Here is a 10,741-nt window from a genome sequence, read left to right on the forward strand (position 1 = left end):
CCGACCCTACGGTGCACAGCACCGCTGTCAGTGAACGTGTGGCGTTGCCTCGAGCGTCTCCCCCGCCCTGTTGTCAGGCGCGAAGGCTCATGGCACGCTCGCGGAACCTCGTCGGCGTCACCGGAACCCAATCCTCGCGTGGTCAACGCCGGTCAGTGCGGTGCACGGGTGGACCTCCGCGTGCGCGGAGAAGCCCTCGGCGTCCATCTCGCCGGCGAACGGGGCTAGGGTGGACCTCCGCGTGCGCGGAGAAGCCGGTAGCGGTGCCATTGAGGACCAGAGTAGAAAGGGTGGACCTCCGCGTGCGCGGAGAAGCCCCTCGCGAGGCTATCGGAGTGCTTTTCTTTGAGGGTGGACCTCCGCGTGCGCGGAGAAGCCGGCCCTACGTGCTCTACTCGCATTTGGATGAGGGGTGGACCTCCGCGTGCGCGGAGAAGCCGCAGCTGCCAGGGCATAGGCTGCGTTCTGCAGGGGTGGACCTCCGCGTGCGCGGAGAAGCCGAAACCTGTTGGGTTTTCTTGATGCTCGGGAACGGTGGACCTCCGCGTGCGCGGAGAAGCCGCGGAAGCCTCAGACCGCTGTGCGCTTTCGGAGGGTGGACCTCCGCGTGCGCGGAGAAGCCGACAGCCCGCGGCAGATGCGGTTGGTGTGAGGCGGTGGACCTCCGCGTGCGCGGAGAAGCCGAAAAAGAGAAAGAAATAGCATTACTGTCTGTGGGTGGACCTCCGCGTGCGCGGAGAAGCCGATATCGCAGAGCAGCCCCGCTACCCGTTTGAGGGTGGACCTCCGCGTGCGCGGAGAAGCCCAGATTAAGCAGATGCAGGCGCAACTTGAAGAAGGTGGACCTCCGCGTGCGCGGAGAAGCCAGCACTGTGCGGCCGTCCGAGTGCTGTCTCACAGGTGGACCTCCGCGTGCGCGGAGAAGCCCTCTTTCGAGAGACCAAGCTGCCCGTGGTAGACGGTGGACCTCCGCGTGCGCGGAGAAGCCCACGGTGCATCGTTCTGCTGCCCCGGGGTAGAGGGTGGACCTCCGCGTGCGCGGAGAAGCCAGCGAGGGAGCACGGATCATCTCCACCGTCGAGGGTGGACCTCCGCGTGCGCGGAGAAGCCTCTGAGCCAGCTTGTGCCAGTCGAACGAATTCCTAAGGGATTCCTGTGCTCGCGACGTGTGCCATTGGGCCGTGGGGCGCCCTCTAGAATGGCACAGGGTCTACGCGAATTGTCAAGGAACGCAGTTCGTCCTCGGGAATCTGCCTGCGTGCGAGAACGATTGAAGGGGTCTCAACCAAGGTTGTCGTCGCCTCACCGAGGCAGCGAATCTGCTGGCCGCCCGGAGAGCTTGCGTCTGGCCAGGTCATGACCGCGCTGTCGCCACGCGTACCCACCCCCCATTTCTGCAGTACAGCCCAGACACGGTCTCGCACAGCCGCGCTCATGGGGTACGATGTGTACACACCGGAGGCTAGTTCAAGCATCGTGGACGCCAGGAAGCCTCGGACGCGCAACTCGACGTTGCGGGTTACAAGTACTGTCATGGACATGGCCAGTTGCTCCTCCAGGGGGCTAGGCCTGGCTTCCTGCAGGCTGGTCGAAGAGCTCCTTGATGCGGTCGATCATTTCCAGGACGGTCTTGTTCTGTCGCAGCGTCTTAGCCGCTAGGCGACGTGTGATGCGCTCGATGTCATCGCCAGGATGCCGAGCGGCTTGCTTGGCGGAGGCGAATGCTACAGGAAGAGTCACCGAGTCGCGGAACAGGTCGGTCACATCCAATGTGAACGCGTGTCCGGCATCCTCGTGTATGAAACCTAGCTGCGGGATGGCACCGGTCACGACAACCGCGACCATCGCCGTCGCCTCGACGGCGGTGACCGCGTGGTTTATGGCCTGATTCGCCAGATCAGCCGCTGTCGGGTTGTCACGGTCGTAGCGCCGACCCCGCCATTGGACCCCGTGCTGTTGGGCGAGACGCCGGTAGGTCTCCTTCATGCGGGCCCCCTCCATGCCGCGTAGAACCGAGATGGCTGCTTCCGGAAAAAGCTCGCCCAGGCGCCACGCGTACAGCCGCCGTGCCAGCATGTTCCGCGAGTCTTCGTCAGCCCACAAGCGAGCCTGCCTCCGCGCGCGTGCCGATTCATGCGTCGACTGCGGGGCGCTGGCAAAGAACCTGGTTCCCCCTTCCCCCACAGCAACGACGCCGGTGCCGTGCGCTGCACACAAACGTAGTACGTCGTGGGTCACGGACGTACCCGGCTGCAGCATGAGGCAGGTGAGGAGCTGAAACGGGATGGCGTAGTCACCGGGGTCCAGGTCGTAGAAGCCGGCGCATTTGAAGCGCAGCGTGCCCTCCACCACGTATAGCTGCCCGCGCCCAAGCCACAGCAGGCCATGCCGGTCCCGCTGGGGAACACGGGCCGTCTCCAACCCGAGGCGCCCGCGAAGCTCCGGCCCGGGCTCTTGACGGGCGGTCGAACCCGGCTTGCGGCCTCCCATAGCGCGTCATCCTGGGCTGGACGCGATACTCGGCCTCAGCAGGAGCATGCCGAAACCGAACGCCCGGTGACGCCCAAGTCCGCGCTCGAGTCGCCCACCGAAAGCGGCGCTGTCGCGGACCTCAAGCTCGCCCTCGAAAACCGCCTCGGGACGGGAGAGTCGCGCGGCCTTACGCCGCTCGCCCTGGGTGCGTCGATACTGACGGCCAAGCCTGAAGCTGCTCATGCCGCAAGTCAGCAGACGAGCCGCGTTGTCGGCCTCAAGCTGCTCAGCGAGCCACTCGCGGTAGACAGCTTCTCGTTTCGGGGGCTCGTTACCCTCAGATGCCCGGCGAACCCGAGCCAGAAACGCGTCGATTTCGATCCGTTCCTTCGACAGGCGTCGAACCGGACACACGCGTGCCGAAAACCCGAGACGGATTCCGGACCGAAAGTGTGGAACCGGACGCGATACGAGCCGCTCCAGATCGCAGACCTCCAACGAGCCCGGGTCGCCGAACGTCCGCGCACGGTGCACCAACGCGCGATGGTCGGCAGTGGCGTAGGCTAGTACTTCACAGCGACGCCGACTCGAATCGAGGATTCTAAACGGCCGCGGGGCGAGCCTGCCCTGCCCGAGCGCGTCATGGTCAAACAACGCGGCGAACAGTGCGTGCACAGCGTATCCGTCGTCGAAATCTCGCAGAGGCAGCCTCGACTGCCTCGCAAAGGCGTGGAGCCGTGCCCCGTCAACCCAGAGTCGGACCAGATGCAATGGCCTGGTCATGGCTCTCGTCCTTGGGCTGTGGCCGGCTCCGGTGGCGACACCGTGCCCCTCACATACCGGCTTCGGCCCACGTGGATAGCGTTTACCCAATCCCGGTTCTCCACGCGCATCCACCGGTGTGATGCTCCGTCGGTTGCCTCGGCTGGCCAGATGGCCGGAAGCGATCGCTCGTTCCCCCACCGGCCAGTCCTCGCGTCGTCCAACCGTGGCACGGCCTCAATTGCTGCGCGAAGCGACGCTGACTGAGTGCGTTCAACTAACACGGGCACCGACGGCACACAGCACTTGCGACCGACGAACAGCGGCCTGACCGGGTGCCGCAAGGCCTGTTCAACAGCATCCATGCTCGGATTCGTGCCCGGCTCGCTCAGCGTGCAGACCACCGTCACTATCGCGTCCGCGACGTAGTGTCTGTAACGAATGTGTGTACCCTCGGCCGCATCGCCACCCTTGCGCTGCTCAAGGCGGCCCTCAGCAGTCCATCCAAGCTCCGAGGACATCGAACCGCGCGTGCCGAGGTCCACGGTCTGGAAGTCTACCAGTTCCGTACCTTCGCGGTCGCGGCGCGCGGCGTAGCGGCAGCGCCTCTGCAAGCTCTGGTGCTCGTCTACATCCGTGCGGCGCAAGCCAAGAGCGTTGGCAAAGAGGCCAACGAGCATGGCGCGGTAGGGATAGCGATCTGTTCGGTTGAACTGATCGACCAACACCGCGCCGAAACTCATCAGTGGGGAGTCGAAGCGAAGGACCAGAACGTCCATCACGGGGCCTCCAGGACGGCTCGCGCCGCGAACTTGGCGGCACTGTCCAGCGATCCGGGTGGAGCCAACGCGGCCAGCTCCTTCGTGGCAGCGAGCGCCGCTATGGCGCGCCGGTTACCAAGCGCGTACACGCCATCGACATCCGAAACGTAGCGACTGAGGGCTGAATACGTGTTGGCCAACAAGTCAGGCCGCGGAGGAACGGGTTTAAGAAACGCGTTGGCGAGCGTCCTGGGCTGGCTTTGGCCTGCTTCGGCTAGCAGCAGATGAGCCACGGCGTAAGGGGCCGTCGATCCAAGCTTGGCACCGGGGCTAACGCGGGTCACGAGTTGCGCTAGCCGGCACACAACCTCGGCAGCCAGCGTGCGGTCCGCGTCGAGCCACCGGCTCTGCTCGCAGCCTTCCAGGTTGGACACGAGCTGTGGCACGTCCACCACGAGGTAGCCGTAGAAGAGCCCGCTCGTGAGCTCGGCGTTACCAATGTGCCCGCTTCCCAATTGCTCGCCCTCGTCGCTACCGCTCGACAGGTCGTCCATGGCCGAGAAGTAGTCGGTCTCCGAGTGCTCCGCGTGGACCGTGAACGAGTGAGCCACGTGAACCGCCGCATCCGCACGGGCCAGCTTGCTGCTCGTTACCATCCGGCCAAACAACGCGGCATCGAGCCCTGCAGCACGCTTGAGCCCGAGCAGGTTCTTGCCCCAATCGTTGCTGAAACGCTTCTTGGCGATTTTGGCTACCTGCTTCGCTTCGCCAGCGTCGCTGGCGATGGCACGCGCTTCGCTCAGAAAGAACTCGATCTCGGGCCGGCCCAACACGGTGACCTGGCTCGTGCCAAGAGTCGCGCCCGAGTCGTCGCCGGCTTTGGCCTCTTGCGCGTCGTCATTGACTGGCTGCTTGGCCTTCTTGGTCTTCTTGCTCTTTCCAAGCACTTGCTCCTTGACGGCTTCGGTCGCCGCATGCGCGAGGTCCTTGGCCACGCCCTCTTTGTGCAACGGAGCGGCAACAAGGCGCTCGAAGGTCTCCCGTGAACGCACCGAACGCGTCACGGATTCGCGGTCACCGCCAACGCTCGCTAGCGAATGTTCCCCGTCGAAGGCTCGCCAGTGGCGCTTGAGGCACTGCGAAGAGACACGCGTTCGGGTGGCGCCCCCAAAGGGGAGGCGCTTGGCGAATCCCTGGTCGTCCCTATTGAGCAGGGCGGCCGGGTAGGACGTCAGCGTGTGATACTGCAGAAAGAGCGTGTGCGGTCTCGAGGTTCCTGCCATTGGAGATCTCCTTCAGCTGCTTTGGTGTCGATAGAAGTCGCGAGCGATACGGCGGCGGGCCGTTTCGGCCACGTGAACGTCTGGATCGAGAATGAGGTCCGCGAGTTCGTCCAAGCGAAAGGTCTGGCCCTTGCTAACGAGCTGGCCGACGATGCCACGCGCAAGATCCGCGAGGAGATCATCTCGTGCCTCAAGCAGCCGCAGCACGCGCTGTTCGGCCACGTCTGCGCGGGCCAAGGCCTCGCCGAGCGGCACTCGGCCCAGGAGGCCGCCAGTGTCGGGCTGTGTACCAAGCGCCATGGCCATGAGCTGCAGAAGCGCCGCCCACCGACTCTCGGCTCGCTCTCTTGCACCTGCTTGGAATGGCAGCAAGTCGTCGAGGACACCGGCGGACACCCGAAAGAACGCTAGTGGGGGGGACTCCGGTTTGGTTCTGCGAAGCTGTGCCAGGGTGCCGGCATCGCTGTGCTGCAGCGCCTGGCGGAGCGCACGCAAGGAGCCGCGGCGCGCCGCGCGCGCGCTACTGGCGCCGGGCGGGGAGCGTGGTGGTGAACCGGTCATGCGTCTTCTCCTCGTGTTGGATCGTCCGGTGCGGTCTGCCGGGTGGGGAGCGATGGAAAGCCGCGCGCGCTGGCTATGCCACGCCAAAATGCACGATACGCGAACGCGATCGCTCGATGCCGACGCGCTGCGCTCATGGGCACGCTGTTGGTTGCTCGCTCCAGCTCTTCGCGCGCCATTCCAACGAGCCTCTCGGCAAACGCAACGTTCGCACTTTCCACGTCATCTTCCGCGTGCTGGAAGAGCAACTCAAAGAAGACCGCATCCACTTCCGCGCCAAAGTGGTCCAAGAAATTCGATGGCTCCGGGCCACCCTGCAATAGGGTGCGAAGCGCCGGGCGCAAGATCCTATCTCGGGCGACGTCCGCGATTCGCACCCACTCGCGCGCCGTCGACCCCAGACGCTGTCGCTCGCTGCTATTAGCCATCAGGAGACGCACCCTGCCCGGGACCGGTATCCAGCGCTCGTGGTAGCCGCCCGTCTTTCCCTGTCCGCGCACCAGCACCTGGCCAAGCCAGTACCTGTCCTCCTCCAGCACTCTGTCTCCGCACACGCCGTGTGCCCAATCCCCAAACATCAAGTCCTGCACACGTTCGTAGCCAAAGCCGGCGTCGGGTACGGTCAACGCTTTCCCATTCCGGTCGACGGGTGTCCAGGCATCGCCCGTGTTTCCGGTCAAAGCCTTGGCGTCGATGCGTGGCCGCTTGCTGGAACCGCGGTGAGCGCGCAAGCCGTCCTCGCAGCCAGACAACCGCACACGTCGGCAGATCTCGATGAAGTATGGATCGAGCGACGCAAGTTCGAGCGATGCGTTGCCGTCCCACGATGCGCACCAAACAAGCCCCACTCCCCCTTTTTTCGCGAAGCCGCGACCGACGCTCGACTCGCGCGCGTCAAGCATGGCAGTCAGGTCCCTGCCAAAGCGCACCGCTGGCACGAGGGACGGTGCATAAGCTACGCACGGCCGACTCGCGAAGCCGCCGTTCATCCGTGCGATACCGTAGTTCCCGGCTCCCAGAAAGCCCTGCATGGTCTGCAGCGTGACGAGTCCGTATGCCCAGTGATCCGGCGCTGGTGACGCGAGGCGCCGTACCTTGGCGTCGTGATTCTTGGATGTGACCAGCACGTCGAGCTCCGCGCTGGGACTCCAATGCACGGCCTTGAGGACTGATAGGGTGCCCTCAGGGACGGGTGGCTGCATGAAAGCGGCCTCGGATAGGTCAGGAACCACCAACGCGAAGGCCTCGGTTCCGCTGCCATCCTGCTCCGCGCATCGCACCAGCAGCTGTCGCCAACGAGTCTCGTCGTCCGGAGGATTCGGGCACCCGGATCGCACGAGCGACAAACACGCGAGCTGCACTAGAAACGCATGCCACGCGTGCTGCTGGTGTGCCTGTAGGGTTGAGAACTCGAACGCCTCGCCTCGACACAGCGCCGCAAGCACGCCCGGCAGCGTGAGTCGGCGCTCGCGCTCGTCCGCTTCCACGCCAAACAACGTGTCATCCAGCAACGAATGTCGGGGGCCTGACGTCGGGGGTGCGGTCATGGCGAAACCTCGCTGTTGTCGGTTTGCTGTGCACTGTTCGCGTCATCCCGCCGTCGAAGGCCTAGCCGGTCGTAGACAAAGGCCAGCCCGCCGAAGACGAAGCGTATGGATGGGCCGTCGTGGTCGCCCACACCTTCCGTCACATCGGTGGGGGCCAGGAGAGGATCCAGTTCGATACCCCGGATCAACCAGCCGGGAATGTTCACCTGCGTAACGCGCGATCCGAACGGGCCAGCCAGCGGCTGTTCGAACACGACTTGCCGGTCGCTCTCACCCAAACGCGAAGCCACACGCTCCTCGAGTTCCGTGGTGTGAAACGAGTAGTCGCCGAAGACGCGCTTGCGGTCCACGAGATTCAGCGTCGCGAGGCCCAGATGCGCGAAGCGAAGGCCACCGATCGCCTGCCGATGCCGCAGCCAGGGCTCCCCGAGTGTCTCCGCTAGTTCTTGCAGGGCTCCCGGATGCGTGGCCGTTTCAACCAGTTCTCGATTCTGTGCCGGAACGTGCAGCATCCCGTCGCGAAGTAACCGGCGCCTCGTCGCCTCGAGAACGAGAACATCCTCGTAAACAGTCCCGATGCCATGTGGGCCGCGGGCTTCACCTGTGGGCCCGATGTGAGATGCGAGCGGCTCGCCGTCCACCAGTACACTCGCTTGCGCCTGACGGAGCGTGTGCGGTCGGTGCGGATCGCGAGCCCGATGACGGTGCACCCGACCTAGACGCTGCAGCAAGACATCCATGGGAGCGAGGTCGGTCAGCAGTAGATCGGCGTCGAGGTCGAGGCTTTGCTGCACGGTCTGGGTCGCGACCGCGACGGCTCCACCTGACGCGCTGGCCTTCTTACCAAACCGGACTTCGATCTCATGATCGAGCGCGGTCCGGTCTGGTCTGGCAAAACGGGCGTGGTGCAGCGCCGCATGTTGCCCCAGGCGAAAAAGGAGCGGCTCGTCCTGCGCGGTGGCGAGTTGCTCCAGCGCAAGCTGGGTCGCGATGGCGTCGGTCACCGTATTGCGCACTACCAAAACGCGGGCACCGAGACGAGCTGCGGCAAGGGCGCGAGCAGCCGTCTCGGTGGGCCGAGCGGCGAGAGGTTCCACCGTCACGGCGATGTCTTTTGGTAGGCCGGGTGCTTCCACGGCCACGGTGCTCGAACCACCGCCCGGCGTCGCTAGGTGCACCGCTGGATAGGGGACGTGGCACGCTTCGAAATAGGACAGGGAGTCCGCCGCGGCCCTGCTCCGTTCGCCCATGGCCGCCTGCTCGAGTCTCTCGCGCGCCGCCCCGCCGAGAGTCGCGGACATTAGCAGAGCATGTCCGCCCGCAGCCAGGTGAAAGCGAAGCACTTCCTCGAGAATGCGATTCATGTAGGCGTCGGAAGCGTGCACCTCGTCGACGACGAGCAAGTGACGCAGCAGCGCCGTGGCGCGCAGATGCGCATGACCGACGCGCAGCGACGAGAGCAGCACCTGATCGATCGTGCCGACGACTGTCGATCCAGCGAGAAAACGTTTCGGATGCTCCGCCGCCCAGCCGCGGTATCGTAGCCTATGCGTGGCATCGTCGTTCCAGAGCACCTCGAAGCCGGGCAGTCGGCGCCCTTTCGTGTCGTCGACCTGAAGATAACCTGGGACCGCCAGCACCACAGGGGGACGCGTGTGGGCTTCGGGGAAGGCACGCTGCAAGGCAGCGACGACCCGTTCGTGCAGCTGCGTGGCAGCGCTGCGCGTCGGGAGCGCGAACGTCAGGCCGTCGACGAGCCCTGCCTGCAGCAGACGCACGAAACGAGCGAGCGCCGCCTCCGTCTTGCCCGAGCCAGTCTCCGATTCGAGAACGGCAAGACTGCCAGCATCTCCGGCCGAGAGTTCCAACGTCTTGCGCTGAGCGTCGCGTGCGTCGAAGGTCGACACGGAGGAGAACGACGGCGGGGACGATCCAAGGCTGCGTCGCGGGACACCGACATCAAGACCGACGTGGCGAAGCGCGTCCCTCGCGCGCCCTCTCGCGAATGCCATGCGATCTGCATTGGTCGTCGCGAACGGGAAGAAGCTGTCGTGGCGGTCGGAGCCAAGCCAGTCGGCGAGCATCACCAAGCCGGCGAACGCGTGCTGGAATTCGGAGGAGGAAGGCAGATGGCCGGCGCCGTCATCGAAAGCCTCCGGAAACCAGCGCGTACCGAGGGCCACCAGCTCGGCCATACCGGCAAACGGGTCGAGGTCTGAGTCGCGTCGCCAGAGTTCGGGCCGGACCCCACGTCCGTGGCAAGAGGTTGGTTTGCCATGGTGCCCGATGGACGCCACGAGGAGTTGGACGGAACCCTCGTCAGGCGTCCATGCATGCAGTTGCGACATCGGCAACACATCGGCGAGCGCTCTGCCGGCAGCGTTCTCGTGGGTGAAGAGCGCTAGAACCTCGCCCACGTGCCCGGCAGTCTCCCGGCCCGAGGGGTCGGCTTTGCGTTGGAAGCCGAGGTTGAACTTTCCGATATCGTGAAGCGTCGCGAGAAATGCCAAACGTGCGACATCCGAAGGGCTGAGTTCTCGCTTGCCGGCGAGCGTCGCCAGCCGTTTACCCAGGAGGGTGTGTTGTAGCAGTGCCTCGGCACATGCACCCACGTCGGCGCAGTGCGCAGCAAGCGGATGCCAGGCAACGACCTGTCCACGGTCGTCGCACTCCAGCTTTCCCCAGAAGCCGTCGGGTGTTCCCTTCATAGTCGTCCCGGCCCCCTATCCACGGGCAAGCACTCCGCGTTGGAGTAGGCAGGCCACGCCGAACGGCCGTGACGTACAGGGCTGAGCTGGTGGACACTTGGGCGCGCTCTCACTTTCGCCTCCGGCGCCAGTAATCTTCCCCGCACGTTCTTGGCGTTGCCCTCGCCCTGGTTCGTCTTGTTTGAAGCTCATCCCCACCTCCCCAACCTACGCCCCCTGCGTCTCACCTTGCGTGAGACACGTCGTTTGACCGCGTGTCCTTTTCCGCACTACACGCGGCTCGCGTGCCTCGGCCTGTTGGCCGCGGCGGCTGCCAGCGGTCTCCTGCAGCCAGCGCACCGTGACCCTGTGCTGGCGCTCGCGAAGAGCCCGCCACAATCCCATCCAACGCTTCGGAACGATTCGACTCTGTCATGCCACGCGCTACCCCAAGTGGAACGCAGCGAAGCTACCATGCATTGAATCCGAGGCGCCAGCAGGAACTCCGCCAATCGTGCCACCCACATGGCGGTCCCTGCTGGGCGGTGTCGTTTCTCGTCCCCGGCGACCCGACCCTCGATAGAGCGGCAGGTGTCAAGTACATGCAGTGGTCCCCTCCGGCAGCGCGGTGCGCAGTCGGCAATACGAGAAGTGGGCGCCAGCCGAGA

General features: G+C 65.1%; 8 protein-coding genes and 1 CRISPR repeat array. All 8 genes read right to left on the bottom strand.

Annotation, left to right across the window (positions count from 1 at the left end; all coding sequences use genetic code 11):
* Positions 1-166: 166 nt before the first annotated feature.
* Positions 167-1,110: a CRISPR direct-repeat array (repeat unit 28 nt; unit sequence GGTGGACCTCCGCGTGCGCGGAGAAGCC).
* 83 nt (positions 1,111-1,193) lie between these two features.
* Entirely contained in the window at positions 1,194-1,475 is a 282-nt protein-coding gene (gene cas2e / locus MJD61_07490) for a type I-E CRISPR-associated endoribonuclease Cas2e (protein ID MCG8555116.1), read from the bottom strand.
* Positions 1,476-1,563: 88 nt separating this feature from the next.
* Positions 1,564-2,490: a type I-E CRISPR-associated endonuclease Cas1e gene (cas1e, locus tag MJD61_07495; protein MCG8555117.1), complete on the bottom strand. Its 927-nt coding sequence runs from the start codon at positions 2,488-2,490 to the stop codon at positions 1,564-1,566.
* 6 nt (positions 2,491-2,496) lie between these two features.
* The gene (cas6e, locus tag MJD61_07500) at positions 2,497-3,255 is read right to left on the bottom strand and encodes a type I-E CRISPR-associated protein Cas6/Cse3/CasE (GenBank protein MCG8555118.1); all 759 of its coding nucleotides are present in this window, start codon (positions 3,253-3,255) and stop codon (positions 2,497-2,499) included.
* Positions 3,252-4,013, bottom strand: a complete 762-nt coding sequence (gene cas5e, locus MJD61_07505) for a type I-E CRISPR-associated protein Cas5/CasD (GenBank protein MCG8555119.1) — start codon at positions 4,011-4,013, stop codon at positions 3,252-3,254. Before cas5e ends, cas6e begins: the two co-directional genes overlap by 4 nt.
* Positions 4,013-5,278 carry a type I-E CRISPR-associated protein Cas7/Cse4/CasC gene (cas7e, locus tag MJD61_07510; GenBank protein ID MCG8555120.1) on the bottom strand — a complete coding sequence of 422 codons (1,266 nt, stop codon included), beginning with the start codon at positions 5,276-5,278 and terminating at the stop codon, positions 4,013-4,015. Before cas7e ends, cas5e begins: the two co-directional genes overlap by 1 nt.
* A gap of 12 nt (positions 5,279-5,290) precedes the next feature.
* On the bottom strand, positions 5,291-5,839 hold the full coding sequence (locus MJD61_07515) for a type I-E CRISPR-associated protein Cse2/CasB (protein MCG8555121.1): 549 nt from the start codon (positions 5,837-5,839) through the stop codon (positions 5,291-5,293).
* Positions 5,836-7,386: a type I-E CRISPR-associated protein Cse1/CasA gene (locus MJD61_07520; protein MCG8555122.1), complete on the bottom strand. Its 1,551-nt coding sequence runs from the start codon at positions 7,384-7,386 to the stop codon at positions 5,836-5,838. Before MJD61_07520 ends, MJD61_07515 begins: the two co-directional genes overlap by 4 nt.
* Positions 7,383-10,094: a CRISPR-associated helicase Cas3' gene (gene cas3, locus MJD61_07525; protein ID MCG8555123.1), complete on the bottom strand. Its 2,712-nt coding sequence runs from the start codon at positions 10,092-10,094 to the stop codon at positions 7,383-7,385. Before cas3 ends, MJD61_07520 begins: the two co-directional genes overlap by 4 nt.
* Between the last annotated feature and the right edge of the window lie 647 nt (positions 10,095-10,741).

It is taken from the genome of Pseudomonadota bacterium (assembly GCA_022361155.1).
GTDB lineage: Bacteria > Myxococcota_A > Polyangia > Polyangiales > JAKSBK01 > JAKSBK01.

Coding starts and splice junctions, on each gene's coding strand:
- cas2e (MCG8555116.1), bottom strand. CDS start 1,475: ATGCTTGAACTAGCCTCCGGTGTGTACACATCGTACCCCATGAGCGCG.
- cas1e (MCG8555117.1), bottom strand. CDS start 2,490: ATGGGAGGCCGCAAGCCGGGTTCGACCGCCCGTCAAGAGCCCGGGCCG.
- cas6e (MCG8555118.1), bottom strand. CDS start 3,255: ATGACCAGGCCATTGCATCTGGTCCGACTCTGGGTTGACGGGGCACGG.
- cas5e (MCG8555119.1), bottom strand. CDS start 4,013: ATGGACGTTCTGGTCCTTCGCTTCGACTCCCCACTGATGAGTTTCGGC.
- cas7e (MCG8555120.1), bottom strand. CDS start 5,278: ATGGCAGGAACCTCGAGACCGCACACGCTCTTTCTGCAGTATCACACG.
- MJD61_07515 (MCG8555121.1), bottom strand. CDS start 5,839: ATGACCGGTTCACCACCACGCTCCCCGCCCGGCGCCAGTAGCGCGCGC.
- MJD61_07520 (MCG8555122.1), bottom strand. CDS start 7,386: ATGACCGCACCCCCGACGTCAGGCCCCCGACATTCGTTGCTGGATGAC.
- cas3 (MCG8555123.1), bottom strand. CDS start 10,094: ATGAAGGGAACACCCGACGGCTTCTGGGGAAAGCTGGAGTGCGACGAC.